Below are 26,739 nucleotides of genomic sequence, written 5' to 3' on the forward strand. Positions count from 1 at the left end.
GAAGATCCCAGCTTCCGCTGGGATGACGCTCCGGGCTCGGGGAACGATAGCCGCCGCCCTAGAACGCCGGCTCTTCCCCCGACGGGCTGGACACGTGGATACCGCATTCCACCTTGTCCCACCCGCGCCAGCGGCCCGATCGCGGGTCCTCGCCCGGTGCGACCTTGCTGGTGCAGGGTGCGCAGCCGATCGACAGATAGCCCTGCGCCTCCAGCGGATGCCGGGGCAGGTCGTGCTCCGCGAAATACGCCTCCAGCCGCTCCTTCGGCCAGTCGGCGAGGGGGTTGATCTTCAGCCGCCCCTCATCCTCCTCGAACCGTGGCAGCGCGATGCGGGTGCCGGACTGGAAGCCCTTGCGGCCCGAAATCCACGCGTCGAACGGCAACAGCGCGCGGCGCAGCGGTTCCACCTTGCGCAGGTCGCAGCAGCCATCGGGATCGTAGGACCAGCGTAACCCCGTCTTGTCCTTCGCCGCCAGCCGCCGCGGGTCGGGCCGGAACACGCGCAGGTCGGTCAGGCCCAGTCGCTCGGACAGTTCGTCGCGGTATGCCAGCGTTTCGCCGAACATCTTCTGCGTGTTGGTGAAGATCACCGGCACGTCGACATCGATGCTCGCGACCATGTGAAGCAGCACCGCCGATTCCGCGCCGAACGAAGATACCGACGCGACCCGCCCCGCCAGTTCGCCGGTCAGCAATTGGCGTAGCATCTCCGGTGCCTCGACGCCGTCGAACCGCACCTGCATCGCCGCCGCATCCGCCGCCGTGAACGCCGGCCGCGCATCAATCATGTCGAGGACGCGTGCCGCCTCAGCCATGACGCAGTTTCCATACCGGCACCGTCGTATCCGCCGCACGCTGGTAACGGAAATCATACCGGTCCAGCGCCCGCGTCAGCGCGTCGGCGTCGATCTCCGCCTCGGGCGCGAAGCTGTCGAACCCGCAGCGGCGCATCAACGGCAACTGGTCGACCAGCACGTCGCCGGCCGCGCGCAGTTCGCCGGCATAGCCCGCCTCGCGCAGAATACGCGCCGCCGAATAGCCGCGTCCGTCGCGGAACGTCGGAAAGCTGACCTCCACCAGCGCCAGTTGCTCCATGTGCGGCAGCAGCGCGCGCGCATCGTCACCCGCCTCCAGCCGCACCGCGGTGGCGTTGGTCTGGCCCGCCAGGAACGCATCGAGCGTCACCGCGGGACCGTCATGCGGGGCATCGTCGCGAAAGCGCAGATCGGCCGCATCAACCATAGATCGCCTCCTTGAACGGCTCCATCCCGACCCGGCGATAGGTGTCGAGGAAGCGTTCGCCCGGCGTCCGTTCCGCCAGATAGCGGTCGGTGACGCGCTCGATCGCGTCGACCACGCCGTCTTCGGAAAAGCCGGGACCGGTGATCTTGCCGAGTGACACGTCCTCCGCCCCCGACCCGCCGAGCAGCAACTGATAGTTCTCCGTGCCCTTCCGGTCGACGCCGAGGATGCCGATGTGCCCGGCATGGTGGTGGCCGCACGCGTTGATGCAGCCGCTGATCTTCAGCTTCAGCTCGCCCAGATCGCGCTGCCGTCCCGCATCGGCGAAGCGGTTGGCGATCTTCTGTGCCAGCGGGATCGAGCGGGCATTGGCCAGCGCGCAGTAATCCAGGCCGGGGCAGGCGATGATGTCGCCGATCAGGTCCAGATTGGCCTCCGCCAGACCCGCTTCGGTCAGCGCCTGCCACACCGCGTACAGGTCGCGCGCGGCGACATGCGGCAGCACGATGTTCTGCGCATGGGTGACGCGCAATTCGTCGAAGCTGTACCGCTCCGCCAGATCGGCCATCACATCGATCTGATCCGCCGACGCGTCACCGGGGATGCCGCCGGTCGGCTTCAGGCTGATCGTGACGATCGCGTATCCCGCCTGCTTGTGCGCCCGGACGTTCTGGTCGAGCCAGACGGCGAAATCCGGGTCCGAACGGTCGACCTCCGCAGAGGCCGCCGGATCGAACGCGGGCGGCGCGAACATCGCGGTGATCCGCGCCAGCTCCGCCGCCGGAGGGTCCAGCCCCAGTGTCTTGACCAGCACGAACTCCTCCTCGACCTGCCGGCGATATTCGTCGGGGCCGATCTCGTGCAGCAGGATCTTGATCCGCGCCTTGTAGATATTGTCGCGCCGGCCGTAGCGATTGTAGACGCGCAGGCACGCCTCCAGATAGCTCATCAGGTCGTCGGCGGTGACGAAGTCCCTGATCTCATGTGCGATCATCGGTGTGCGGCCCATGCCGCCACCCACGAAGATCTTCGCGCCCAGCACGCCGTCGCGCTCCCACAGCTGGATGCCGATGTCGTGCAGCCGCATCGCCGCGCGATCCTCGTCGGCGGCGATCACCGCGATCTTGAACTTGCGCGGCAGATAGCTGAATTCCGGGTGGAAGGTGGACCATTGCCGGATCAGTTCCGCCCAAGGGCGCGGATCGGTGACTTCATCGGCGGCGGCGCCGGCGAACTGGTCGGACGAAATATTGCGGATGCAATTCCCGCTCGTCTGGATCGCATGCATCTCCACCGTCGCCAGCTCGGCGAGGATGTCCGGCGCATCGTTCAGCGTGATCCAGTTATACTGGATGTTCTGGCGCGTCGTGAAATGGCCGTAGCCGCGATCGTACTTGCGCGCGACATGCGCCAGCATCCGCATCTGCCGACCGTCGAGCGTGCCGTACGGCACCGCGACGCGCAGCATGTAGGCGTGCAACTGCAGATACAGACCGTTCATCAGCCGCAGCGGCTTGAACTGGTCCTCCGTCATCTGCCCGGACAGGCGACGCTGCACCTGATCGCGGAATTCCTCCACGCGGGCATCAACGATCGCCTGATCATACTCGTCGTACTTGTACATGTTACCTCAATTCCCCGGCGTGCCGGGGAGGAGCGCCGTTGGCATCGTCATATCACCCAACTCCCCGCCGCCGGGTCCGCCGGCTTCAGCGTCAGGTCCGGCCGCACGGTGGGACCGAGCGCGCGGATGCGGTCCTTGATATGCGCCGGCCGCGGCCCCTCCGGCGTCGCGGTCGCGTCGATCACATAGGGTCCGTTGACCCGCCGCGCGCCCTCTTCGGCGCGGCCGATCGCCTCGCCGTCCGCGCCGACATCGTCTGCATCCTCGACATGGCGCGACCAACCCGAGCCGGTCCACCAGATCACGTCGCCCGTGGGCAGGTCGTTCCCGGTCAGCAGCTTCATGCCGCATCCTCCACCGCAACGGCTGCGGCGACGCGCGCCCAGCGCGCCAGCTTGTCCTCCGCGTCCGATAGCTCGACGACCTCGCCGACGACGATGATCGCCGGGCTACGCACTGCCTCCCGCGTCACCATCGGGCCGAGATCGGCGAGCAGCGTCTTCATCGCGCGGTGCCCCGGCTGCGTGCCCTTCTCCAGGACCGCGACCGGCATGTCCGGCGCGACGCCGTCCGCCATCAGCTTGTCGGCGATGTCCGACGCGGTCGCGACGCCCATATAGATCACCAGCGTGCGGCCCTGGCCGGCCAGCCCCGACCAGTCCTGTTCGGACAGGCCCTTGCACTGGCCCGCAACAAAACTGACCGCGCTGGAATGATCGCGGTGGGTCAGCGGGAGCATCGCCTCCGCTGCGCAACCGAGCGCGGCCGAGACTCCGGGAATGACCTCGACCGGCAGGCCGGCGGCGCGCACCGCCTCGACCTCCTCGCCGCCGCGACCGAACACGAACGGGTCGCCGCCCTTCAGCCGGATGACGACGCTGCCCGCCTTCACATGCGCGACGATCAGCGCGTTGATCGCGTCCTGCGGCAAGGTATGGCGCGCCCGCGTCTTCGCGACCGAGATGCGGTGCGCGGTCGCGGGTGCCAGATCCAGCACGCGCGGATCGATCAGCCCGTCGTGGACGACCACCTCCGCCGTCTTCAGCGCCTCCACGGCGCGCACGGTCAGCAGGCCGGGATCGCCCGGTCCCGCCCCGACGAGGATGACGCGCCCGCGCGCCTGCGGATCGAGTAACGTTGCCATGATCCCGGAGATGGCGCCCGGGGCGGCGTGGCGCGAGGCACATCTGCTTGGCGAAGGGCTAGTTGGGCTTCACCCGCTATTCTCGTCGGAGGCGAGGGAGTTCGAATCGCCCGACTTGCCCTCCGCCCCACCGTACCCCATACGTTCGCGCATGGCCGAGGACCTGTTCGCTGCGCCGCAATCCGGCACCCCCTATGATGCATCGTCGATCGAGGTTCTGGAGGGACTGGAGCCCGTTCGCCGCCGTCCCGGCATGTATGTCGGCGGCACCGACGAGCGCGCGCTGCACCACCTCGCCGCAGAGGTGCTGGACAACGCGATGGACGAGGCCGTCGCGGGTCACGCCACCCGTATCGAGGTCACGCTGGAACCGGGCAACCGCCTGACCGTGGTCGACAACGGCCGCGGCATCCCGGTTGATCCGCATCCCAAGTTTCCCGACAAATCGGCGCTGGAGGTGATCCTCTCGACACTTCATTCCGGCGGCAAGTTCGCCGGGAAAGCCTATGCCACCAGTGGCGGTCTCCACGGTGTCGGCGTGTCCGTGGTCAATGCGCTGTCCAGCGATACGGTGGTGGAAGTCGCCCGCGAACGCGTTCTCTACCGCCAGCGCTTCAGCAAGGGCGTGACGCTCGGTCCGCTGGAAACCGTCGGCGCTACACCCAACCGGCGCGGCACCTCGGTGACCTTCACGCCGGACACGGAGATTTTCGGGCCGGAACTGAACTTCAAGCCGCAGCGGCTATACAAGCTCGCGCGCTCCAAGGCGTATCTGTTCGCCGGCGTCGAGATCCGCTGGAAATGCGCGCCCGAACTGATCGATGGCGACACCCCGGCAGAAGCGGTGTTCCAGTTCCCCGGCGGCCTCGGCGATCACCTGCGCGAACAGATCGGTACGCGCGAATGTGCGACGACCGACTTCTTCGCCGGGCGACAGGATTTTCCGGGCGATCAGGGCCGCGTCGAATGGGCGGTAGCGTGGCCGCTTTGGTCGGACGGCAGTTATAGCTGGTATTGCAACACCATCCCGACTCCCGACGGCGGCACCCACGAACAGGGGCTGCGGCAGGCGCTGGTGCGGTCCTTGCGCCACTTCGCCGAGTTGGTGAGCAACAAGAAGGCCAAGGACCTGACCGCCGACGACGTGATGGTCGGCAGCGAGCTGATGCTGTCCGTCTTCATCCGCGAACCGCAGTTTCAAAGCCAGACCAAGGATCGGCTGACCAGCCCGGAGGCCGCCGGCCTAGTCGAGCGCGCCGTCCGCGACCATTTCGACCATTGGCTCGGCCACAATATGGAGCGGGGCAAGGCGCTGCTCGGCTACGTCCTCGACCGGATGGACGAACGGCTACGCCGCAAGGCGGAGCGCGAGGTCAAGCGCAAGACCGCCACGTCCGCGCGCAAGCTGCGCCTGCCCGGCAAGCTGACCGACTGTTCGGCGGACGATCCCGCCGGGACCGAGTTGTTCATCGTCGAAGGCGATTCGGCGGGTGGTTCGGCGAAGCAGGCGCGCGACCGAAAGACGCAAGCGATCCTGCCGATTCGCGGTAAAATTCTGAACGTCGCATCCGCGACGATGGCCAAGATCATGGCCAATCAGGAAATCGCCGACCTCGCTCTCGCGCTCGGCTGCGGTACGCGCAAGGACTGCAACGCCGACCTGCTCCGCTACGAACGCGTCGTCATCATGACCGACGCCGATGTCGACGGCGCACACATCGCGACGCTGCTGATGACGTTCTTTTTTCAGGAAATGCCCGACATTGTCCGGCGCGGGCACCTGTATCTGGCGCAGCCGCCTTTGTACCGGCTGACCGCGGGCACGAAGTCGCTGTACGCCCGCGACGACGCACACCGCGCCGAGCTGGAACGGACCGCGTTCAAGGGCAAGAAGGTCGATGTCGGCCGCTTCAAGGGGTTGGGAGAGATGAACCCCGGCCAGCTCCGCGAAACGACGATGGACCCGAAGACGCGCAGCATGATCCGCATTACCCTGCCGCAGGAATATGAGGAGCGGGCAGGGGTGAAGGACCTCGTCGACCGCCTGATGGGCACCAATCCCGCCCACCGTTTCGCCTTTATCCAGGAGAATGCGGCCCGGCTGGACGAGGAATCGCTCGACGCTTGAAAACGCTATCTCCCTCTTGGGAGAGGGAAGGGTGCGGCCGGCTTAGCCGTTGGGAATGGTGAGGATGACCCCGCGGCCCTCAGTCGAAGCGCGCCACCGCCCCTCCAGATCCAGGCGCGCGCCGCGCATACACCGCCACCATTTTTCGCCCCAGCGTCACCCGCGTCGTGAGCCGGTATTCGCGCGCGATCAGTGCCAGCGCCAGCGCCCGGACGTCCGCCCGCTCCCCCCTGTACGGCGGCCCGACGACCACGACGGCCGGCCCCGCCGCCAGAACGCGGCGCAGCTCCGTCGCCTGATCGACGCCGATCGCGCCCTGTTCCCGCAGTCGCGTCAGATGGCTGGGAAAGACGTAGCGCGACAGCGAGCAGCGGCCGGTCGCCGGATACAGCATCGCCGTGGAGGAATAGACGTAGAGGCAGCCCGGCCCGCCCCCCACCGCGCGCACCAGCGCGGCGAACTGCGCTGGCGTCCCGCGTCGGACTCGGTCGACGACCAGCGACACCTGCCCGATCACGATCACCAGCGCGACGAGTCCGTATCCTCTGCGCCGCCAGTCCGGCCGCGCCAGGAAACCCGCCGCCAGCGCCGCCGCGGGCACCATGACCGGGAGCGTATAATGGTCGAACCACGGCGCCACGAGCCCGAACGCGATCAGCGCGGCGGTCAGCCAGCCCTTGAGGAACCGGCGGACGAGGACATCGCCGCCCTCCACCGGCCCCCGCAGCACCGCCATCGCCAGCAACGGCCCGAGGATCGCGGCGCAGATCGCCAGATTGCCCGCCAGCTCCCCGAATGCATCCGGCCGCCGCCCCAGGATCGACAGGACATTGGCGTAGAAGAACGCCGGCCAACTTCCGATCGCGACATAATACAGCGCCACCGCCAGCGTCGGGATCAGCGCGATCCCGACCAGCAGCGCGCCGCGTGCGACGGCCGACCACGCGCCCCGCTCGCACTGGCAGCGGTGCATCAGCCACAGGCCGATCCACACGCCCTCGACGCCGGCGGTGTATTTGATCTGGATCGCGATGCCGACCAGCAGCATCGCCGCGGTCGCGTCGCGCGCCCGCGCCTCCGGTCGTGTCGCGAACCATGCCGCCGCCGCGACGAACAGGTTGTAGAAGACCGGCGACTGCCCGCCCTGACCGCCTGCGACGGTCAGCCATGCGAGATATGCGACCCCTGCCGCCGTCCCGCCCCGGACCCAGCCGGCTCGGTCGGCCAGTCGTGCGATCAGCCACGCCGTCGCCGCCGCGCTCGCCAGCGCCATAGCCTGGTATAGCCAGATACCCCACGGCCACGCCAGTGCGGCGGGTAGCAGGTATAGCGCGAACAGCCCGACCGGCTTGCGATCCCAGATGTCGACGAACGGGACCGCCCCGTTCCCGATCGCGCGCGCGGCGGCGAAATAAAATTCCTCGTCCGAATACAGGATCGGGTTGCCCAGCGTCAGCGCCCGCGTCAGCAGCGCCGCCAGCACGATGACGAGCAGGCGAGGCATTCCCGAGTTATAGAACGCCCCGCCACGCTGCGACATCATCAGTCGTTTCCGCCGATCCAGTCCCCCAGCGATCCCAGCGCCGAACCCTCGCCGCGATTCTGCCCGCCGCGGCTACCCGCCGCCGCCAGCATCCGGCCGGCGAGGCGAGAGAAGGGCAGCGACTGGATCCACACCTTACCCGGCCCCCGCAGCCGCGCGAAGAAGACGCCCTCGCCACCGGAGAACATCGTCCGGATGCCGCCGACCGTCACCAGATCGAAATCGACCGACGGCGTATAGGCCGCCAGGCACCCCGTATCGACGTGCAGTTCCTCGCCGCTGCGCAGCTCGCGCTCCACCACGGTGCCGCCCATCTGCACGAACACCCAGCCGTCACCGTCCAGCCGCTGCATGATGAAGCCTTCGCCGCCGAACAGGCCGGTCATCACCCGCCGCTGAAACTGGACGCCGATCGACACGCCCTTCGCCGCCGCCAGAAACGCGTCCTTCTGGCAGATCAGCGTCCCGCCCAGATCGGCAAGGTTCAGCGGCAGGATCGAGCCGGGGGTGGGGGAGGCGAACGCGACCCGCGCCTTGCCGCGGCCTTGATGCGTAAAGACGGTCGTGAACAGGCTCTCCCCCGTCACCAGCCGCTTGCCCGCGCCGAGCAGCTTGCCCATGAACCCGCCGCCGCTATCGCCCGACCCGTCGCCGAACACCGTCGTCATGTCGACCGACGCGTCCTTCCAGACCATCGCACCGGCTTCCGCGACCGCGCTTTCACCCGGATCGAGTTCGATCTCGACGAACTGCAACTCCTGTCCCTTGATCTCGAATTCGACATCGTCGGCAACGCCGCTGCTACGGTGGTGAGCCCAGGGGGAAGAGGTCATGACTGCATTCTCCGCAATGAAACCGGCGCGCGTCCCTAGCGCAAGCGCCGGCGCACGCGCCATGCTCTATGTCCCGCATCGGGACGTTAACCCCAAATTGACACTTGTTCGGGACTCGTCTTAGCGTCCGCCCAAACGGGGGATGATTCTGATGCGTAAGATGTTTGCGGCGCTCGCCTTTGCCACGACCCTTCTGTCCGGGGCGGCCGATGCCGGAACGCTGGTGGTGGGTGGCGATACCACGCCGACCTTTTCGCTGAACGCCTTCGATGCGGGCAACACGGGTAACCGCGCCTTCTACGACAATGTGCGCGGCGCGGCGACGCGCGTGGTGATTTCGGAGCGCAGCTTTTCGCCTCCGGGTTTCCCCAGCTTCGTCAACGCCAATCTCGCAAATTTCTACCGCGCAACGGCCGGCGTCGACGTCGTTCAGACGGCGGGCGACATCACTACGGACATCCTCGCCGGCACGGGCCTGCTGGTGCTCCAGTTCCGCAATGACGCCTTCGCCGGCGACGAGATGATGGCGATCGAGCGCTATGTGCGCAGCGGCGGCAGCCTGTTGCTGGTCGGCGAGGCGTCGATTATCAACAGCACCTTACCCGCTCCCGCCTTCACCGAAGGATCGCAAGCGAACGCGATCGCCAACGGGTTGCTCGCCGGCATCGGTTCCTCGATCCGTCTGGTCGACGATACGATCGGCTGCTGCGGAACGTTCGACGCCACCGGCGCGCAGATCGCCGCCGACCCGTTGACCGCTGGCGTCACCCGGTTCCGCTACGGCGCCGCGACCTCGGTGTCGGGCGGCAAGGCCCTCTTCTTCGCGCCTGACGCCAGCGGCGATCTCAAGCCCTTCTTCGCCACCGAGATGCTCGACGCGATCGCTGTCGTCCCTGAACCCACGACCTGGGCGATGATGATCGTCGGCGTCGGCCTCGTCGGCGGCGCGACCCGCCGCCGCCGTAGCGCGCCAGCACTCGCCTGAAGCTTCGGATACGGGCCTTTGGCGCTGGCGATTTAGGCGCCCCACGACGAGAGCGACCCGTCAGACAACGGTGCCAGTCCCGTAAGCACCGGCGGACCTTCAGGTAGGGGCGACCTGCTTCACTTGCCGGGACGGCAGGTCAGATAGCGTCCCTTCATGCCGACCTCGGCGGTTTCGCCGCTGGCGAGGTCGACGGATGCGTTGCCGCGCTTGGTGCCCACGATGATCCTCGCAGGACCGGACACGCGGCAGGCGATGGCCGCTTCCTCCTGCTGACACGCCTTCTCCAGCGCTTGCTCCGCCGTCGATCCCTCGATCGGCTGCACCTGAAACGTCGCGCCGGTCGTACCGCCGAACAGGGCCGCTCCCACGCCGCCCAGCATGTTCGCGCGCCAACTGCCATCGCTCTGCTGTTTCAGCCCCGTCTGCGCAGCCAGTCGCGCGCAGGCCCCGCCGGCATCGGTGGTCTGAGCAGGGGCCGAAGCCGCGGCGACCAAGGCGACCAGCGCCAGCATCGTTTTCAACACCGAACGGCTCCCCGAATTACTCGGCGCGGTGTTACGGGTGAAAGACGATAGCTGCCAGTGAAATTCGCCGCCTGCGGTGTTCTGCACACGGTGCGTGATTTATATCGCCTACGTTGTAGACGGGTCGCATCTGGCAGCCCTTCCGGGTCTGTTGTTCCACCCACTATGGAATGGTCCCGGCTTAACGCGTTCTCCCGTGACCTTTGCGACCATTCGCCAGTTCCACTGGTTTCGCCGGGCGATACCCGGTGTTGACGCCCTACTACCGCCCCCGGTATCGTCTATGTCGGGCGGTCCGGTTCGGGGCCGCCCTTTGCTGTTTGAAGGAGTCGTCGTCGTGACCATCACCCCCCTGATGCCCGTCTATCCGCGGTGCGGGGTGCGTCCGGTCCGAGGCGAGGGCGTTTACCTGTACGGCGAGGACGGCCAGCAGTATCTGGATTTCGCCAGCGGCATCGCGGTCAACGCGCTCGGCCACGGCCATCCTCATCTGGTCAAGGCGATCGCCGATCAGGCGGCGACGCTGATGCACGTGTCGAACCTCTATGGCAGCCCGCAGGGGGAGCATCTGGCGCAGCGGCTGGTCGACACGACCTTCGCCGACACGGTGTTCTTCACCAATTCGGGTGCCGAAGCGGTCGAGTGCGCGATCAAGACCGCGCGCCGCTATCATTTCGCGGGCGGCAATCCGGAGCGTCATACCCTCATCACCTTCAACAACGCGTTCCACGGCCGCACGCTGGGGACGATCTCCGCCACCAATCAGGCGAAGATGCGCGACGGCTTCGAGCCGCTGCTGCCCGGCTTCCAATACGCGCCCTTCAACGATCTCGCCGCCGCGCTGGCGTTGGTCGATGACAACACCGCCGGCTTCCTCGTCGAGCCGATCCAGGGCGAAGGCGGCCTGATGGCGGGCAGCGAGGAGTTCCTGCGCGGCTTGCGCGCGGCCTGCGACGAGCACGGCCTGCTGCTGGTGCTGGACGAGGTCCAGTGCGGCTACGGGCGCACCGGCAAGTTCTTCGCGCACGAACTCTACGGCATCACGCCCGACATCATGGCGGTGGCGAAGGGTATCGGCGGCGGCTTCCCGCTCGGCGCTTGCCTCGCGACCGAAGAGGCGGCGCGAGGCATGGTCGCGGGAACGCACGGCTCGACCTATGGCGGCAACCCGCTGGCGATGGCGGCGGGCGAGGCGGTGCTGGACGTGATCCATGGCGAAGGCTTCCTCGACCACGTCACGCAGATGGGCGAGCGGCTGCGCGCCTCGCTCGAACAGATGATCCCCAATCACGATCACCTGTTTCAGGAGGTGCGCGGGCGCGGGCTGATGCTCGGGCTGAAGCTGAAGAGCGACAGCCGCCGCTTCGTCGCGCATTGCCGCGATCATCACGGGCTGCTGACCGTGGCGGCGGGCGACAACGTCGTCCGCGTCCTGCCGCCGCTGGTGATCGACGACAGCCATGTCGCGGAATTCACGCAGAAACTGTCGGATGCGGCGCGGGTGTATGTCCCCGTCAGCGATGATTGAAACGCTCCTCCCCTGGAAGGGGAGGTGGCAGGCGCAGCCTGACGGAGGGGTGTCTCGCGTCGTAACGGAGGGTTTCACCCCTCCGTCGCGCTTCGCGCGCCACCTCCCCCTGCAGGGGAGGACTAGATAATGCCGCATTTCCTGAACTTGACCGATGCGGGCGCCGACGGCGTCGCGGCGATGCTGGCCGACGCGCTGGATCGCAAGGCCGCCCGCGCCAGCTGGCCCAAGGGTATGGTCGATACCGACGCGCCGCTCGCCGGCCGCGTGCTGGCGATGGTGTTCGAGAAGAACTCCACCCGCACCCGCGTGTCGTTCGACATGGCGATCCGTCAGCTCGGCGGCACCTCGATCGTCATGGATGCCGGCTCGATGCAGCTCGGTCGCGGGGAGAGCATCGCCGATACTGCGCGCATCCTGTCGGGCTATGCCGACGCGATCATGATCCGCACCGACGATCATGCGAAGATCGAGGAGATGGCGGCGCACGCCTCCGTCCCCGTCATCAACGGCCTGACCGACGCGTCGCACCCGTGCCAGATCATGGCCGACCTGCTGACCATCCTCGAAACCGGCCGGGCGCTGCCCGGCCTCAAGGTCGCGTGGCTCGGCGACGGCAACAATGTGCTGGCCTCGATCGTCGAGGCGGCGTCGCTGATGCAGTTCGACGTCGTTGCGGCCTGCCCCCCGGGCTTCGCCCCTGCGGAGCAGGCGATCGCCGCCGCCTCCGGCCGCGCCCGCGTCGTCACCGACCCGTACGAGGCGGTGGCGGACGCCGACATCGTCGTCACCGACACGTGGATTTCGATGGGGCAGCTTCATGCCAAGGAGAAGCTGGCGGCACTCGATCCATATCAGGTCGATGCCGCGCTGATGGCCGCTGCGAAGCCCGGTGCGGCGTTCCTCCACTGCCTGCCCGCGCACCGTGGCGAGGAAGTCACGACGGAGGTGATCGACGGTCCGCAGTCGCTGATCTGGCAGGAGGCGGAGAACCGGCTGCATGCGCAGAAGTCGGTGTTGCGCTGGTGCTTCGGTCAGATCGGTTGATCGCTGCCGCCGCCTCCCCACATCGGGCCGCATGCACGACATGACCGATACTCTCGACCGCTCGCTCGGTTTCGCGATCCCGGAGCGGCACGCCCGCGGCCGGATCGTGCGGCTCGGCCCGACGCTCAACACCATATTGGCGGCGCACGCTTATCCGCCCGCGATCGAGGCCTTGCTGGCGGAGGCGCTGACCCTGTGTGCGTTGATGGGGGCGACGTTGAAGGACGAGGACGCTCAGTTAACGATGCAGACGCGGTCGGAGACCGGCGTCGTGCAGTTGCTGGTGTGCGACTATCGTGCCGGCGAATTGCGCGGGTACATCCAGTACGATGCCGATCGTCTCGCCGAGGCGCCGGAGCAGCCGACGCTGTTCGCATTGTTCGGCAAGGGATACCTCGCGATCACGTTCGACATGGCGACCACCGGCGAGCGCTATCAGGGCATCGTCCCGCTTGACGGCGAGACGCTGGCCGCCGCCGCGCAAAGCTATTTCGTGCAATCCGAACAGATTCCGACGCTGGTGCGGTTCGGCATGGCGCGCCGGCCGGACGGTTCACTGGTGTCCGGTGGTCTGCTCCTCCAGCATCTGCCGGAGGGAGAGGAGGGTCGCGAGCGCCTGCACACCAAGCTCGACCATCCGGAATGGGAGCATGTCGCCGCGCTGGGCGCGACGATGGGTGTCGACGAACTCGCCGATCCGGCCCTGCCGCTGGAGACACTGATCTGGCGATTGTTCAACGAAGAAAGCGAGATCCGCGTCCTTGCCGGGCAAGAGCTTTCGCGCGGCTGTCGCTGCACGCCGGAGCATATTCTGGGCGTGCTGGCGAAATTTTCCGTCGAGGATCGGCAGGAGATGGCCGATGACAAAGGCGTCATTGCCGTCGACTGTGCCTTCTGCGCGACGACCTTTCCGGTAAATGCCACCGATCTTGCTCCGGTTCGTTAACCATATCGTAACGTTACTGCCGTTATGAAGCGGATGTGCTTCTTGATTGCAGCATGGTTTTCTCCCTCGATGGGCTCGGCCCATACACCTCCAAGGGCCGCGGACGTCGCGGCCCTTTCTTTTTGGGGAAGAGCGGAGTAGCCGCCCGCGGATCATGACAGTCTCGAATCTCACGTCTTCCCCTGCGGCGACGGGGTCGCTCGCCGTGGCCCTGGTGTCCGGCGGCCTCGATTCGCTGGTCGCCGCCGCCCGCGCTCGGGAGGATGGCCACCGCCTCCTCGCCCTGTCGGTCGACTACAACCAGCGCCACCGCGTCGAACTTGCTGCTGCGGCGCGCGTCGCGACGATGCTGGGTGCCGAGCGCCATGTCGTCCTGCCGCTCGACCTGTCCGCGTTCGGCGGCTCCGCGCTGACCGCCGACATCGCCGTGCCAAAGGGCGGCGTCGAACCGGGCATCCCGGTTACCTACGTCCCCGCCCGCAATACCATCTTCCTCAGCCTGTCACTCGGCTGGGCGGAGGCCGCGGGCGCCCGCGACCTCTATATCGGCGTCAACGCGCTCGATTACTCCGGCTATCCGGACTGCCGCCCCGAATTCATCCGCGCCTTCGAAGGGCTGGCCGAACTCGCCACCAAAGCCGGCGTCGAGGGCGAACGGTTCCGCATCCAGGCCCCGCTCCAGCACATGAGCAAGGCCGACATCGTCCGCGAGGGCGTACGCCTCGGTCTCGACATGGGCGTGAGCTGGTCCTGCTACGATCCGGTCAAAGGTGCTGACGGAGAGGACCTGCATTGCGGCCTCTGCGACAGTTGCCGCCTGCGATCGAAGGGGTTCGAGCAGGCGGGCGTCGTCGATCCGACCCGCTACGCATGACCTATGCGGTCAAGGAGATGTTCCTGACGCTGCAGGGGGAGGGCGTCAACGCGGGCGCGCGGGCGGTGTTCGTGCGGTTCGCGGGCTGTAACCTGTGGTCGGGCCGCGAGCAGGATCGCGCAACCGCGGTTTGCCGGTTTTGCGACACCGATTTTGTCGGAACGGATGGACTCGGCGGCGGCAAGTTCGTCGATGCCGATGCGCTGGCCGCGGCGGTCGCGGATCATTGGGGCGAGCACCTCGAGCGACGTTTCGTGGTCCTGACCGGCGGCGAACCGATGCTCCAGATCGACGATGCGATTGTCGAGGCGCTGCACGCCAGAGGTTTCCGAATCGCGGTCGAGAGCAACGGCACCTTGCCCGTGCATCCCGGCATCGACTGGATCTGCATCAGTCCCAAGGCGGGCAGCGATGTCGTGCAACGATCCGGCGACGAGCTGAAGCTGGTCTGGCCACAGGCGGGGATCGATCCGCTTGCGCTGGAGGATTGGGGATTCGAGCATCATCTGGTGCAGCCGCTCGACGACCCTCAGGCGGACGCCAACCGCGATGCGTGCGTGGCGCTGGCAATGGCACGCCCCCGCTGGCGGCTGTCGCTCCAGACCCACAAGTATCTGGGGCTCCGCTAGGGCGGCGGTTATGTGTCCCGCGAAGGCGGGGACACAGTACTAGGCTCCCGCTTTCGCGGGAGCAATTGGATGCCGAGCATCGGTCCGAAATCGCGCCGCTGCCTGTGTCACCGAGCCCTCTCCGGTGAAGGTCAGAGTACAGTTGGGCAGCGTTCTCGGTCGATGACCAGCGTCATCCCTACCGGACCCCGACCTTTACCGGGGTGGCAGAAAAGGTCGTGCAACGATCTCTGCGGAGGAGAGATTGGGAGGGGGCTTCTTGCACGCGAACCGCCAGCAATCTCGCCCCCATTCCGTCCGCGAGGAAGTGACCGTCAGCGCGAGGCAGACACCACCGGTGCGGGCTGCGCCACCAGCGGCGCGGGCGCCGCCGCGATCGTGGTCGCCGCCATGGGCCACGTCAGCGGGCCGCACTTCTTGTCCTGCCAGCGTGCCTTCTTGTCCCAGCACAGCGCGTCGAGGCGCGGGGTCGTCGCGCGGTCGAAACCGATCGAACGTGGGAAATGCTGCTCGCCATAGGGCGTCAGGCTGTTGCGCAATTCCTTCATCCGCGTCTGCGCCAGCGACGACAGGCCACCGCGCGGGCTGAACAGCGCATCCCGTCCTATCGAATTGGCAGTGCGGCAGAAACCGTATTGCGATGCGACGGTCGCAAAGCTGGAATAGGTACGGGTTCCGAACTGGTCGAGCGCACCCTGCGCAGCGCGAGGCACCTTGTTGGTGCGCTGGAAATACTTCGTCAGCGTCGTCCAGGATCTTGCCAGCTCTTCCTTGTGATCGGTCAGGATGGCGTTGTAATTCCCCACTGTCAGCAGCGTCGGCTCGAACTGGCACTGCAACGCGGCTACATTCAGCGCAGACCGCATCGTCCAGACCAGCGCCGCCTGCGTCTCGTCCGCCGTCGCGCCCGGCAGCGGCTGCATCATGCCCGGCTCGTCGCCGCGCACGGCATCGCCGGCATATTGAAAACTGCGCAGGAAGAACTGCGCGGATGCCGGTGCCGCTACCAGCCCACTCGTCGCCGCGATCGCAAAAGCCGCGATCCGAACCGCCCCCATCATATTCGTCACCCCGAAGGCTCCCACAGAAGCAATATACGTCCGAATCTACCGCATTCGCGCGGATCGCGCATCCGGAATTAACGATAACGATCGACCGAACGAGTCAGGTGCGCGACGAACCGCCGGTCGCAAGCGGAACGATTGCAGTTCCAGAGCGCGGCGGGGCTTGCTGACATGAAAAGGGCCGCCCGGTCGCCCGGACGGCCCTTCTCGCATCATGTAATCCCAGACGGGAATTTACATCATGTTGTTCGACATCGCGGTGTCGTTCGACATCATCGTGTCGTTCGCCATCATCGTGTCGTTGGCCATCATGCCACCGTTCGACGCGCCGTCGACGGCGGTCATGTTGTCGGTCATGGTGTCCATGCCCTCGGTGGCGTTCATGTCGGTGACCATCGTGTTGTCGGTGGTCTCGGTCTTCGGACCGCAAGCGGCGACCGCGAGCGCGGCGCCGGCGATCATCGAGCCGGTCAGGACCTTGGAGAGGATTGCACGCATTTTGGAAGCTCCCTAGATAGAGGATTTGGTTTGGCCTGTTGCCGTTAACACCCAAATCGACGTAGACATTAACTGGATATCACTGCGCCCTCAAGCCACGATTTCCGCGGCACAAGAAAGAGTTTCGAGAAACCCTGACGCGGTCAACGCCAGGGCGGCGTCAAAGGTTTCCAAGGGGATAGCGCGACCCAGCGCAGCCAGACTGGTGACCGGGTACTCCGGCAGTCCGCACGGCACGATTCCGCCGAAGTGGCTGAGATCGGGTGAAACGTTGACCGAAAAGCCGTGCAGCGTGACCCAACGCTTCACCCGCACGCCGATCGCGCCGATCTTCGCCTCCCGCCCCTCGCGGTCGATCGTCCAAATGCCGACGCGCCCGTCCGCGCGAAACGCATCGACACCGACCTGCTTCAGCGCGGCGATCACCCATCCCTCCAAGGCATGCACGAAGCATCGCACGTCGCGGCCCCGCTTGTTGAGGTCGAGCACCAGATAGCCGACGCGCTGGCCGGGGCCATGATAGGTGTATTTGCCGCCGCGTCCGGTCGGCACGACAGGGAAACGCGCATCGATCAGGTCGCCCGCCACCGCGCTGGTACCTGCTGTGTACACCGGCGCGTGTTCCAGCAGCCACACCAGTTCGTTTGCCGTACCGGCGACGACGGCAGCGGCGCGAGCCTCCATCTCCGCCAGCGCGTCGGAATAGGGGATCAGGCCGGTACTGTGCCGCCACTCGGGCGCGGGAAGATCGCTGGACATCGCGGTCGCATCTGGCGCGGAGCGCTGGCCCTTGCAAGCTGGCGGGTGCGTGCGTGCTTCGCTATGCGGGTCGGAACACGGGAAATGGAGTTACGGGCGGCATGGTCAGCATGGGCAATGTCTGGGATCGCACGGTCGAGGTCCTGCGAGGGCGGGCGAGCATCCTGGCGTCGATCGCGGGCATCGGCATCCTGCTGCCCTCGGTCCTGCGCGACCTGATCGGGCTGGTGGCACCGACCTCGTCCGGCCTGTACGCGCTGATCGGCCTGCTGGCGCTGGTCGCGACCGTGTGGGCGCAGCTGGCGATGCTGGCGGTCGCGACCGATCCCGCGACCGACCGGGCGGAGGCGAGCCGGCTCGCGCTGTCCCGCCTCGGCGTGGCGCTGGGCGTGGTGATCCTGCTCGGGCTGGCGTTTGCCCTGTTGTTCATCCCGGCGGTCATCGCCCTGGCGCAGAGCGGCGTGGACTATTCGACCGGTGCCATCGACCCGACCTCGATCCCCGCGGGGCTGCGCAGCTTCCTGACGATCTATTTCCTGCTGTTCTTCGCTGCGGCCTTCTGGCTTGGCGCGCGCCTGCTGCTGCTGAACGCGGTGATCCTGCGGGAGCGTCTGGGGCTGGGCGCGATCATGCGGTCGGTACGGCTGACCCGCGGCGCGACGTGGCGGATCATCGGCGTGATGTTGTTGTTCGTGATCCTTCTGCTTGTCTGCGCCGGCGCCGTCCAGGTGGTGATCGGACTGATGCTGCGGCTGCTGTTGGGTGCAGGCTCGATCGCGACGGTCGCGTTCCTCGCCAGTCTGGTCGCATCGATCGTCACGACGGCGTTCAGCGTCGTTGCCGCGGCGTTCACCGCGCAGCTCTACGTCGCCGCGCGCGAGGGGCAGGACGCGGCGTAGCCGTCAGCCCAGCAACGGAACCTGAGGCGCGGCGTCGCGTGGCAGGATCCCGCTGACGCGGGGGTCCGGGAACGTCTCGGTCGTGCGTTTGATCGCGATGAAGCCATGCCGCCGGTAGAAGCCCAGCGCGGCCGGGTGGTCCAGCGTGCAGGTATGCACCCAGACGCGTGACACATTCGGCCGCCATGCGCGCATCAGCGCCTCCGCCATCAGCCAGTCGCCGTGACCCTTGCCGGCGAGTTCGGGGACCAACCCGACATAGCCGAGCTCGCACGCACCGGTGGTACGGTGATCCAGTTCCAGCATGCCGATCTCCACGCCGGCACGGTCGACCACGGCAAATACCGTGATGCCCGGATCGTGGATGATCGCGGTCAGTGCCCGGTCGTCCATGACCAACCGCGAAAACCATAGCCAAGGCGAGCCGACGCGGCGGAACAGCGCCCGGTAACGCTCGGGGGCGGGCGACGGCCAGTTTATCAGCCGAAAGGGAGAGACGGGAAGCGGGCGCAGGGGAGGGCGGCGGGTCATTTCGAGCGTCGTGACGATCGTCGCGACGTGATCGTCCGGGACGGCGGTCAGACCCACTCGATCACTCCCAGGTCGCGAGGGGGGGCAAGCTCATCAGGATCGCATCGATGTTGCCGCCGGTTTTCAGCCCGAACAGCGTCCCGCGATCGTAGACGAGGTTGAACTCGGCATAGCGCCCCCGCCACGCACGCATCGCTGCGACATCGGCATCCGTGAAGGTGTCGTGCATGCGGCGGCGGACGATGCGCGGGTAGGTGGCGAGGAATGCCTCTCCCACGTTGCGGACGAAGGCGAAATCACGATCGAACCCGTGTTCCAGATGGTCGAAGAATATCCCGCCGACGCCGCGGTGGACCTTTCGATGCGGCAACCAGAAATACTCGTCCGCCCATTGCTTGAAGCGCGGATAGTAATCCGCGTCGTGCGCGTCGCATGCCGCCTTCAGCGTGGCGTGGAAATCCTCGGTGTCCTCCACGACGGGCAAGGGCGGGTTGAGGTCGGCGCCGCCGCCGAACCACCGCTTCGTCGTTGCCAGGAACCGGCAGTTCATGTGCACCGCCGGCACGCGCGGGTTCGCCATGTGCGCCACGAGGCTGATGCCGGTGGCGAAGAAGCGCGGATCCTCCGCCGCGCCGTTGATCGAGCGGGCGAAATCCCCTTCCAGCGTGCCGCCGACAGTCGAGACGTTGACGCCGACCTTTTCGAAGACGCGCCCCTTCATCACGCCGCGCACGCCGCCGCCGCCGGGCTCGCCCGACGGGTCGACCCGGTCCCACGTGAAATAGTCGAACGCGGCGTCCGAACCTGCCTCGCGCTCGATCGCCTCGAACGCCGTGCAGATGCGGGTGCGGAGCGATTCGAACCAGTCGCGGGCGGTCTGTTGTTCGGCGTCGAGCGTCAGCATGGCGCGGCCGCTAGCAAATCCCGTGCGAGTACGGGAGCGGTCAAATTGTCCAACCCGTCTGGCGTAACGCCTCGGCGAGCACGATTCCGCCTGCTACCGCAACGTTGAGCGATCGGAAGCCCGGTCGCATGGGGATCGCGACACGCAGGTCGGCACGGTCGTGGACGGCCTCCGGCACGCCGGCGCCTTCCGATCCCAACAGCAGCACGTCGTCCGTGCGGAAGCTCGTGTCGGGCAGCGGGACCGCGCCCCTCGTCGTCAGCAGCACGATCCGTCCCGCGACCTGTCGCTCGAACGCCGTCCAATCGGCATGTCGCGCCACATCGGCGGTACGGGCATAGTCCATCCCGGCGCGGGCGAGCGCGCGGTCGCCCCAGGGAAAGCCCATCGGTTCGATCAGGTCGATGCCGACGCCGAAGCAGGCGGCGGTGCGGATCAGGGTGCCGACATTGCCCGCAATGTCGGGTTCGTGGAGGGCGAGGCGCATCCCGCGGCGATAACCCACGCGGCTCGCCGGGCAAAATGCTGTTGGCAAATCCGTGTTACGGCGGCTAACAGGGCGGCGGGCTCGCCGTGGGGACGGTATGGGGCCCGGCGGGCGATACGCAGCCGGATGGCGCGGTTTTCCGTGAAATATACGGGTTCTGAGCAAGGGTTCAGGTGAATGGCGACTGTCGACGATAGGCTTCCTCCGGGCGAAGACCCCACGCTTCTGCACGAGGAGGTTCCTGATCCGCGTCGTCGCGACTTCATCAACATCGCCGCCGTCTCGTTCGCGGGCGTCGGTGCGGTCGCGATCGTCCTGCCGCTGGTCAACCAGATGAACCCCTCCGCCGATGTGCTCGCGCAGTCGACGACGGAGATCGACATCTCCAAGATCGAGCCCGGTCAGGCAGTGAAGTCGTCGTTCCGCAAGCAACCGTTGTTCGTGCGCAACCTGACGCCGGCAGAGATCGCCGAGGCGAACAAGGTCCCCGTGAACAGCCTGCGCGATCCGCAGACCCTGGCCGAGCGGACCAAGCCCGGCAAGGAGAACTGGCTGATCACGCTGGGCGTCTGCACCCATCTCGGCTGCGTGCCGCTGGGCGCGGGCGAGGGCGAGAACAAGGGGCCGTTTGGCGGCTATTTCTGCCCGTGCCACGGTTCGGCCTACGACACCGCCGCGCGCATCCGTCAGGGACCTGCGCCGCGCAACCTCGAAGTGCCGCCGTACAATTTCAATTCCGACACCGTCGTGACGGTGGGTTGAGGTCGCCGATATGAGCTTTCCCTGGGCCAAGCAGTACGAGCCGAAGCAGCCGCTGATGCGGTGGCTCGACGAGAAGCTTCCCGTTCCGCGTCTGGTCTACAACGCGGTCGGCGCGGGCTATCCGGTGCCGCGCAACCTCAACTATTTCTGGAACTTCGGCGTGCTCGCGGGCGCGGCGCTCGGCATCCAGATCATCACCGGCATCGTGCTGGCGATGCACTATGCCGCCAATGCCGGCGTCGCCTTCGGGTCGGTCGAGGGCATCATGCGTGATGTCAACGCAGGCTGGTTCCTGCGCTATGCGCACGCCAACGGCGCGTCGATGTTCCTGCTGGTCGTCTACATCCATATCGCCCGCGGCCTCTATTACGGGTCGTACAAGGCGCCGCGAGAGATGGTGTGGCTGCTCGGCGTGACCATCTTCCTGCTGATGATGGCAACGGCGTTCATGGGCTACGTTCTTCCCTGGGGTCAGATGTCGTTCTGGGGCGCGCAGGTCATCACCGGCTTCTTCTCGGCTATTCCGCTGGTCGGCGAGACGATCCGCATCTGGCTGCTGGGCGGCTATGCGCCGGACAACGCCGCGCTGAACCGCTTCTTCTCGCTCCACTATCTGCTGCCGTTCGTGACCGCGGGCGTCATCATCCTGCACATCTGGGCGCTGCACATTCCGGGTTCGAACAACCCGACCGGCGTCGACGTGAAGGGCGAGCAGGACACCGTTCCGTTCCACCCCTATTACACCGCGAAGGACGCGGTCGGGCTGGGCGTGTTCATGCTGATCTTCGCGCTGCTGATCTTCTTCAGCCCGAACCTGCTGGGTCACCCCGACAACTACATCGAGGCGAACCCGCTCTCGACGCCCGCGCACATCGTGCCCGAATGGTACTTCCTGCCGTTCTACGCGATCCTGAAGAGCTTCACCGCGGACTTCATCCTGCCGGCGAAGCTGTGGGGCGTGCTGGCGATGTTCGGGTCGATCCTGCTGCTGTTCTTCCTGCCCTGGCTGGATAGCTCGCCGGTCCGCTCGGCGAACTATCGCCCGAAGTACCGTGCGTTCCTGATCGTGCTGCTGTTCGACGTGCTGCTGCTCGGCTATGTCGGCGGTGCGGAGGCGAATGCCCGCAACGTGGTGCTCGGCCAGATCGGCAGCGCCTATTACTTCCTGCACTTCCTCGTGATCCTGCCGCTGGTCGCCGCGTCGGAGCGGCCCCGTCCGCTGCCCAACTCGATCACCGAGGCGGTGCTGGAGAAGCATGCAGGTACGAGCCCGGCCAAGACCGCGCTGGCGAACTGATAAGGACTGACACGCATCATGGTTCGCTTCATCGCAATGCTGGTCGGCGCGGCGTTCACGTTCGTGCTCGCCCTCGCTCTCTGGGGCACGGTGTCTACCGCGATCACCGATCCCGCTCCGGAGTCGGCCGAGCACGTCTTCCACCTTCATCCGAAGGATGCGGAGCTGTCGTCGGCGGGCTTCTTCGGCAAGTTCGACAATCGTCAGGTCCAGCGCGGCTTCCAAGTCTTCAAGGAAGTCTGCGCCGCCTGCCACTCGCTGAAGTATGTCGCCTTCCGCGATCTCGCCGAGATCGGCTATTCCGAGGCCGAGGTAAAGGCGATCGCCGGTCAGTGGGTGATCGAGCAGCCGTCGGTGAATCCGGACACGGGTGAAGCCGCGACGCGCAAGAATGTCGCGTCGGATCGCTTCCCGTCGCCCTTCGCCAACGAGGTCGCTGCCCGCGCCGCCAACAACAACGCGCTGCCGCCAGACCTGTCGCTGATCGCCAAGGCGCGTCATGACGGTGCGAACTACGTCTATTCGCTGGTCGGACCGGACGGTTACCGTCCGCAGCCGGCGGCGCTGGTGAAGGAGTTCCCGGGTGCGAAGACGCCGCCGGGCCTGCACTACAACCCGTATTTCGCGAACCTCAACATCGCGATGCCGCCGCCGCTGACCGCAGACGGTCAGGTCACCTACACCGACGGAACGAAGGCGACGCGCGACCAGATGTCGAAAGACGTCTCGGCGTTCCTGACCTGGACCGCGGAGCCGAAGCTGGAGTCGCGCCACGGTGCGGGTCTGGCTGCAGTGATCTTCATCGCGATCTTCTGCTTCCTGGCATGGGGCGCGTACCAGAACGTCTGGCGCGACGTGAAGCATTGATCGGACAGGCCTAAGGCCGCGATCGAACAGGGGGGCGGGGCCGGTGGCTCCGCCCCTTTTGCGTGCAGCGAAGGAGTTGGCGATGAACGACGATCTGAAGGCGCTGATCCGCACCATTCCCAACTTCCCGAAACCGGGCATCCAGTTCCGCGACATCACCACGCTGCTGCTCGACGCGCATGGGCTGGCGACGGCGGTCGATCGGATGGCGGCGGCCGCGCCGGGATCGATCGACCTCGTCGCCGGGATTGAGGCACGCGGCTTCCTGTTCGCGGCGGCGCTCGCCGTGCCGTTGAAGGCGGGATGCCTGCTGATCCGCAAGGACGGCAAGCTGCCGGGAGCTACGATTGCGGAGGATTACGCGCTGGAATATGGTGAGGACCGGATCGCGATGCACGCCGACGCCTGCGCGCCGGGTGCCCGTGTCCTGCTGGTCGACGACCTGATTGCCACCGGCGGCACCGCCCGCGCCGCCGTCCGCCTGCTCCGCAAGGCCGGTGCGGAGGTGGTGCAGGCGCAATTCTTGATCGACTTGCCCGATCTGGGCGGCGCGGGCGCATTGGCGGCGGACGGCGTTCCGGTCGCTTCGCTGGTGGCGTTCCCGGGGCACTGACAGTTTTACGTCTGGCGCAGGGACGACGAAGGATCATGCCCCCTGGCCCGCCGCAGCGAGGAGGCAGAGAAGCGATCTCCACACCCGCCGCGGTTTGAAGGGCGGGGAGCTTCAGCATGACGCCGTTCCGCCCTGGCCTTCGTCAGAGCCGGTGAGGCGCAGCATCCCGCCCGCTCCCATGCGATCGAACCCGCACGTCGGTCAGTGCGTAATCGCCGGCGCGGCTGCCGTCGTACCGCCGCCCAGATGATAGGTCGCGTCCCATGATCGTTCGGCATTCTTGTCGAACGTGATGCCCGCCACCGCGGGCTGCGGCGGGCCGCTGTCATGTTCGCGACATCCGTCGCTTTCGCACGTCCACGCCGTTCCGCCGATGCCGATGACATTGATCGACACAGTCTGCCTTCGCGGCATCAGCGACCCGGCGGTGATGATCGTCCGATCTCCAAAGATCGCGGGCTTGCGCATGGCATGGACGTTGCCGACGAGGATCAGGACGAGGTCGCGGTCGTTCTTCGGAATGGCGGTCCATGACGCCGCCATCGCCGCGTCGCGGGTTTGTCCGGGCGGCGTCGAACGCCCCACATCCGACGCGACGACGCCGGTGATCGTGCCGGACTGCTTCATCACCCGCAGCGTGTTCCAGAGTCGCAGAAAAGCGACGCTGCTCCGACCGTCTTGGGATTCTTTGCTCCAGATCGGCAGGGTGAGCAGCGCCGATGGTGCCGCGGTATCACCGTCGGATGCCAGCCATGCGTCGATCACGGCCTGCCCATCCGCCGGATATTCCAGCGCGACCGTCACGGGGCGGCCGGTCGCCGCCGCGAGGCAGACGAGATTGGCGAAGGCGTCGGGCGTTTCGTTGGTGCCGTGGAGCTCGCCGGCGATGACCCAGCGCGTGGTCGCGCTCCATAATCGATCCGCCCCGGCGACCGGAATGCAGGGCGCGGTCGTGGCACCGAGCAAAGCAGCGAGCATCGCAATCATGCCGGTAAATCTCCCGAGGGAAGCGGCAGGTGTCGCATGATGCCAGCAGAGCTTCAATCCCTTGGCGCGCCATGAACGGCCTAAACGGAACGAGAGCCCCCGCCTCTCGTTACACCCTCACTGGCGGCGCGTTTTCGCCGCGAGCCTCATGTACGGGAGGTTCCTTCATGTTCCTGAAACGTCTCGGCCTCGTCGGCGTCCTTGCCGGCCTGGGTATTGGATTGTCCGCCTGTGCGGACGGCTATGGCTATGGCGGCATCGATGCCGGCTATGGCAGCGCCGGTTATTACGACGGCTATGGCGGCGGCTATCCGGGATATGGCTATGCCGGTGGTTATGCACCGAGCTATTACGGCTGGTACGGCGACTATTACTACCCGGGGACGGGCGTGTATGTCTACGACCGCAACCGTAGAGCGCATCGGTGGAACGACCGTCAGCGCGGCTATTGGTCGGGGCGTCGGGGTAACGGCCAAATCCGCGACAATTGGGCCGACTTCCGCCGGGATTACCGCGGTGAGAGGCGGGATTATCGTGGCGATCTTCGGCAGAACCGCCAGGCTTATCGCGACGGCACGATCGACCGCGGCCAGTTCCGCGACGGTCGCCGCGCCGCCCGGCAGGAGTTTCGCCGCGATGTGAACCGCGATTATCGTCAGACCCAGCGGGAAAACCGCGGCGTTCGGCAGGGCGGCGGTGGAGACCGGGCAGCGCGCTCGGGCTTCGGGGCGCGTGGCGGTGGGCGGGGTGCGCGCAACGCGCAGTGACGAGCCACCGATCCGGGCGCGACCCTACCCGACGCGTCAGCAATCGGCGGGTCGCGTCCGGATCAGCCCGTTGGAGATGAAGCGCAGCACGGCGACATCGTCCTGGTTGAACACCGTCATCCGGGATTTGTAGAGGCCCATCTCCGGCCGACTGGCGGATCGCCGCTTTTCGGTCACTTCCGCTTCGCAGCGCAGCGTGTCACCGGGATAGACGGGCTTGAGCCATTTGAGTTCGTCGATGCCGGGGGAGCCGAGGCCGGCCTCTTCGCGTCCCTTCAGGTCCTCAACGATCATCGCCATGGTCATCGCACAGGTGTGCCAGCCCGAGGCGGACAGCCGGCCGAAATGCGTCTTCGCGGCGGCCTCGTCCGACAGATGAAAGGGTTGCGGATCGTATTTGGCGGCGAACTCGGTCACCTCCTCGCGCGTGACGGCGTAGTAGCCGAAGGCGCGTCGGGCGCCGACCTCGATATCCTCGAACCAGTGCATGCGCGCTCCTCCTTCGTTGCGGGCGTCATCGGCCAAACGGGGGGCGGGGACAAGCGCAGGAGGGTGTCACGCGATCGCGTCGATCCAGTCGGGAAGGTCTCCGAGCCGGCTGAGACGGCGGTAGCGCGGGTGGTCCGACGGCTCCCGGCCCTGTTCGTGCGACCAGCCGCCCGGCTGGGGCACGAACGCGGCCCATGCACCGGCATCGAGCGCGGGAAGCACGTCGGAGCGCATCGAATCGCCGGCCATGACCGCATGTTCGGGTGCGACGCCGTACCGTTTGAACAGGCGCAGAAACGTGTCGGGTGTCTTATCGCTGACGATCTCGACGCCCGCAAACCGCTCGCCCAGACCGGATGCGGCGAGTTTCGCCTCCTGATGGAGCAGGTCGCCCTTGGTCACGAGCACCAGCCGGCCCCGCCGGGCCAGCGCGTCGAGCGTCACGGCGATGCCGTCCAGCAACTCGACCGGATGCGCGAGCAGGCGGCGACCGGCGGCGAGGATGTCGGACACGACCGACACCGGCAGATCGTTGCCGACGAGTTCGATCGCGGTTTCGATCATCGACAGCGTAAAGCTTTTCGCGCCGTAGCCATAGTGGCGCAAGTTCGCGATCTCGCACCGTTCCAGCGCGGCGCGCGCCGCCTCGTCGTCGGTGAACGGCGCGAGCATGGCCGTGAACGCCGCCTCCGTCTCCGCAAAGAAGCGCATGTTGTGCCACAACGTGTCGTCGGCATCGAGGCAGATGAGGTCGATGGGCATC

The 26,739-nt window shown here is 66.7% G+C and carries 30 protein-coding genes; 13 read left to right on the forward strand and 17 right to left on the reverse strand.

Translation table 11 applies throughout. The features are described 5' to 3' along the window. Nucleotides 1-58: 58 nt before the first annotated feature. The 5 genes from AC0CH8_RS06725 to cobA are packed head-to-tail and all read right to left on the reverse strand — an operon-like array spanning nt 59 to nt 4,012. Nucleotides 59-817, reverse strand: coding sequence for a phosphoadenylyl-sulfate reductase (locus AC0CH8_RS06725; protein WP_204199635.1), 759 nt, complete (start codon nt 815-817; stop codon nt 59-61). Beyond that, nucleotides 810-1,244, reverse strand: coding sequence for a DUF934 domain-containing protein (locus AC0CH8_RS06730; RefSeq protein WP_465239213.1), 435 nt, complete (start codon nt 1,242-1,244; stop codon nt 810-812). The genes AC0CH8_RS06725 and AC0CH8_RS06730 overlap by 8 nt, the downstream gene beginning before the upstream one ends. Continuing rightward, nucleotides 1,237-2,868: a nitrite/sulfite reductase gene (locus tag AC0CH8_RS06735; protein WP_465239214.1), complete on the reverse strand. Its 1,632-nt coding sequence runs from the start codon at nt 2,866-2,868 to the stop codon at nt 1,237-1,239. Before AC0CH8_RS06735 ends, AC0CH8_RS06730 begins: the two co-directional genes overlap by 8 nt. Nucleotides 2,869-2,915: 47 nt before the next feature. Continuing rightward, entirely contained in the window at nt 2,916-3,212 is a 297-nt protein-coding gene (locus AC0CH8_RS06740) for a DUF2849 domain-containing protein (RefSeq protein WP_465239215.1), read from the reverse strand. After that, entirely contained in the window at nt 3,209-4,012 is an 804-nt protein-coding gene (gene cobA / locus AC0CH8_RS06745) for a uroporphyrinogen-III C-methyltransferase (RefSeq protein WP_465239216.1), read from the reverse strand. Before cobA ends, AC0CH8_RS06740 begins: the two co-directional genes overlap by 4 nt. Nucleotides 4,013-4,163: 151 nt before the next feature. On the opposite strand from cobA, the gene parE reads away from it, so the two are divergent. Then, nucleotides 4,164-6,140 (forward strand): DNA topoisomerase IV subunit B, encoded by a 1,977-nt coding sequence (gene parE, locus AC0CH8_RS06750; RefSeq protein ID WP_465239217.1) that lies wholly within the window; start codon nt 4,164-4,166, stop codon nt 6,138-6,140. A 79-nt stretch (nt 6,141-6,219) separates the two neighbouring features. On the opposite strand, the gene AC0CH8_RS06755 is transcribed toward parE, so the two are convergent. Then, the gene (locus tag AC0CH8_RS06755) at nt 6,220-7,644 is read right to left on the reverse strand and encodes a hypothetical protein (RefSeq protein WP_465239218.1); all 1,425 of its coding nucleotides are present in this window, start codon (nt 7,642-7,644) and stop codon (nt 6,220-6,222) included. 38 nt (nt 7,645-7,682) lie between these two features. After that, nucleotides 7,683-8,516 carry a TIGR00266 family protein gene (locus AC0CH8_RS06760; RefSeq protein ID WP_465239219.1) on the reverse strand — a complete coding sequence of 278 codons (834 nt, stop codon included), beginning with the start codon at nt 8,514-8,516 and terminating at the stop codon, nt 7,683-7,685. 151 nt (nt 8,517-8,667) lie between these two features. Between AC0CH8_RS06760 and AC0CH8_RS06765 the strand changes: the two genes are divergently transcribed. Next, a complete protein-coding gene (locus AC0CH8_RS06765; protein WP_465239220.1) occupies nt 8,668-9,501 on the forward strand; it encodes a PEPxxWA-CTERM sorting domain-containing protein in 834 nt (277 codons plus the stop codon). Nucleotides 9,502-9,620: 119 nt separating this feature from the next. Here AC0CH8_RS06765 and AC0CH8_RS06770 read toward each other — a convergent pair whose 3' ends face one another. Next, nucleotides 9,621-10,028 (reverse strand): hypothetical protein, encoded by a 408-nt coding sequence (locus AC0CH8_RS06770; protein ID WP_465239221.1) that lies wholly within the window; start codon nt 10,026-10,028, stop codon nt 9,621-9,623. A 337-nt stretch (nt 10,029-10,365) separates the two neighbouring features. Here AC0CH8_RS06770 and AC0CH8_RS06775 point away from each other — a divergent pair, with 337 nt between their 5' ends. The 5 genes from AC0CH8_RS06775 (at nt 10,366) to queE (ending at nt 15,052) form a co-directional block, all read left to right on the forward strand. Beyond that, complete coding sequence (locus AC0CH8_RS06775; protein ID WP_465239222.1) at nt 10,366-11,556, forward strand: acetylornithine transaminase; 1,191 nt, start codon at nt 10,366-10,368, stop codon at nt 11,554-11,556. Between the two features lie 129 nt (nt 11,557-11,685). Further along, nucleotides 11,686-12,603: an ornithine carbamoyltransferase gene (gene argF / locus AC0CH8_RS06780; RefSeq protein WP_465239223.1), complete on the forward strand. Its 918-nt coding sequence runs from the start codon at nt 11,686-11,688 to the stop codon at nt 12,601-12,603. A 31-nt stretch (nt 12,604-12,634) separates the two neighbouring features. Next, nucleotides 12,635-13,549, forward strand: a complete 915-nt coding sequence (hslO, locus tag AC0CH8_RS06785) for an Hsp33 family molecular chaperone HslO (RefSeq protein ID WP_465239224.1) — start codon at nt 12,635-12,637, stop codon at nt 13,547-13,549. A gap of 154 nt (nt 13,550-13,703) precedes the next feature. Next, the gene (queC, locus tag AC0CH8_RS06790; protein ID WP_204199622.1) at nt 13,704-14,423 is read left to right on the forward strand and encodes a 7-cyano-7-deazaguanine synthase QueC; all 720 of its coding nucleotides are present in this window, start codon (nt 13,704-13,706) and stop codon (nt 14,421-14,423) included. Then, nucleotides 14,420-15,052: a 7-carboxy-7-deazaguanine synthase gene (queE, locus tag AC0CH8_RS06795; protein WP_465239225.1), complete on the forward strand. Its 633-nt coding sequence runs from the start codon at nt 14,420-14,422 to the stop codon at nt 15,050-15,052. Before queC ends, queE begins: the two co-directional genes overlap by 4 nt. Before the next feature lie 314 nt (nt 15,053-15,366). Here the strand turns inward: queE and AC0CH8_RS06800 are convergent, their stop codons facing one another. The 3 genes from AC0CH8_RS06800 to lipB all read right to left on the reverse strand — a co-directional run bounded on the left by AC0CH8_RS06800 (nt 15,367) and on the right by lipB (nt 17,373). Continuing rightward, nucleotides 15,367-16,113, reverse strand: coding sequence for a hypothetical protein (locus tag AC0CH8_RS06800; protein WP_465239586.1), 747 nt, complete (start codon nt 16,111-16,113; stop codon nt 15,367-15,369). A 237-nt stretch (nt 16,114-16,350) separates the two neighbouring features. After that, nucleotides 16,351-16,614 (reverse strand): hypothetical protein, encoded by a 264-nt coding sequence (locus AC0CH8_RS06805; RefSeq protein ID WP_204199619.1) that lies wholly within the window; start codon nt 16,612-16,614, stop codon nt 16,351-16,353. A gap of 90 nt (nt 16,615-16,704) precedes the next feature. Continuing rightward, nucleotides 16,705-17,373 (reverse strand): lipoyl(octanoyl) transferase LipB, encoded by a 669-nt coding sequence (gene lipB / locus AC0CH8_RS06810; RefSeq protein WP_465239226.1) that lies wholly within the window; start codon nt 17,371-17,373, stop codon nt 16,705-16,707. Nucleotides 17,374-17,474: 101 nt separating this feature from the next. On the opposite strand from lipB, the gene AC0CH8_RS06815 reads away from it, so the two are divergent. Then, entirely contained in the window at nt 17,475-18,272 is a 798-nt protein-coding gene (locus AC0CH8_RS06815) for a hypothetical protein (protein ID WP_465239227.1), read from the forward strand. 3 nt (nt 18,273-18,275) lie between these two features. Here the strand turns inward: AC0CH8_RS06815 and AC0CH8_RS06820 are convergent, their stop codons facing one another. Genes AC0CH8_RS06820 through AC0CH8_RS06830 form a run of 3 tightly spaced genes read right to left on the reverse strand, consistent with a single transcriptional unit; the run spans nt 18,276 to nt 20,194 of the window. Then, nucleotides 18,276-18,860 carry a GNAT family N-acetyltransferase gene (locus AC0CH8_RS06820; RefSeq protein ID WP_465239228.1) on the reverse strand — a complete coding sequence of 195 codons (585 nt, stop codon included), beginning with the start codon at nt 18,858-18,860 and terminating at the stop codon, nt 18,276-18,278. A 4-nt stretch (nt 18,861-18,864) separates the two neighbouring features. After that, the gene (hemF, locus tag AC0CH8_RS06825; RefSeq protein ID WP_465239229.1) at nt 18,865-19,707 is read right to left on the reverse strand and encodes an oxygen-dependent coproporphyrinogen oxidase; all 843 of its coding nucleotides are present in this window, start codon (nt 19,705-19,707) and stop codon (nt 18,865-18,867) included. Between the two features lie 40 nt (nt 19,708-19,747). Next, complete coding sequence (locus tag AC0CH8_RS06830; protein WP_465239230.1) at nt 19,748-20,194, reverse strand: tRNA (cytidine(34)-2'-O)-methyltransferase; 447 nt, start codon at nt 20,192-20,194, stop codon at nt 19,748-19,750. A 177-nt stretch (nt 20,195-20,371) separates the two neighbouring features. On the opposite strand from AC0CH8_RS06830, the gene petA reads away from it, so the two are divergent. The 4 genes from petA (at nt 20,372) to AC0CH8_RS06850 (ending at nt 23,733) form a co-directional block, all read left to right on the forward strand. Beyond that, nucleotides 20,372-20,956: a ubiquinol-cytochrome c reductase iron-sulfur subunit gene (gene petA / locus AC0CH8_RS06835; RefSeq protein WP_465239231.1), complete on the forward strand. Its 585-nt coding sequence runs from the start codon at nt 20,372-20,374 to the stop codon at nt 20,954-20,956. 10 nt (nt 20,957-20,966) lie between these two features. Next, a complete protein-coding gene (locus AC0CH8_RS06840) occupies nt 20,967-22,253 on the forward strand; it encodes a cytochrome b (RefSeq protein WP_204199613.1) in 1,287 nt (428 codons plus the stop codon). Nucleotides 22,254-22,271: 18 nt separating this feature from the next. Beyond that, nucleotides 22,272-23,120, forward strand: a complete 849-nt coding sequence (locus AC0CH8_RS06845; protein WP_211534533.1) for a cytochrome c1 — start codon at nt 22,272-22,274, stop codon at nt 23,118-23,120. A gap of 82 nt (nt 23,121-23,202) precedes the next feature. Then, nucleotides 23,203-23,733: an adenine phosphoribosyltransferase gene (locus AC0CH8_RS06850; RefSeq protein ID WP_465239232.1), complete on the forward strand. Its 531-nt coding sequence runs from the start codon at nt 23,203-23,205 to the stop codon at nt 23,731-23,733. Between the two features lie 201 nt (nt 23,734-23,934). On the opposite strand, the gene AC0CH8_RS06855 is transcribed toward AC0CH8_RS06850, so the two are convergent. Beyond that, nucleotides 23,935-24,720 carry a hypothetical protein gene (locus AC0CH8_RS06855; RefSeq protein WP_465239233.1) on the reverse strand — a complete coding sequence of 262 codons (786 nt, stop codon included), beginning with the start codon at nt 24,718-24,720 and terminating at the stop codon, nt 23,935-23,937. Nucleotides 24,721-24,887: 167 nt separating this feature from the next. Between AC0CH8_RS06855 and AC0CH8_RS06860 the strand changes: the two genes are divergently transcribed. Continuing rightward, nucleotides 24,888-25,487, forward strand: a complete 600-nt coding sequence (locus AC0CH8_RS06860) for a hypothetical protein (protein ID WP_465239234.1) — start codon at nt 24,888-24,890, stop codon at nt 25,485-25,487. A 36-nt stretch (nt 25,488-25,523) separates the two neighbouring features. Here the strand turns inward: AC0CH8_RS06860 and AC0CH8_RS06865 are convergent, their stop codons facing one another. Both AC0CH8_RS06865 and AC0CH8_RS06870 read right to left on the reverse strand, forming a co-directional pair. Beyond that, entirely contained in the window at nt 25,524-25,976 is a 453-nt protein-coding gene (locus AC0CH8_RS06865; protein ID WP_465239235.1) for a MaoC family dehydratase, read from the reverse strand. A 66-nt stretch (nt 25,977-26,042) separates the two neighbouring features. Beyond that, nucleotides 26,043-26,738: an HAD family hydrolase gene (locus AC0CH8_RS06870; RefSeq protein ID WP_465239236.1), complete on the reverse strand. Its 696-nt coding sequence runs from the start codon at nt 26,736-26,738 to the stop codon at nt 26,043-26,045. Between the last annotated feature and the right edge of the window lies 1 nt (nt 26,739).

This window comes from Sphingomonas sp. AC435 (assembly GCF_979253005.1).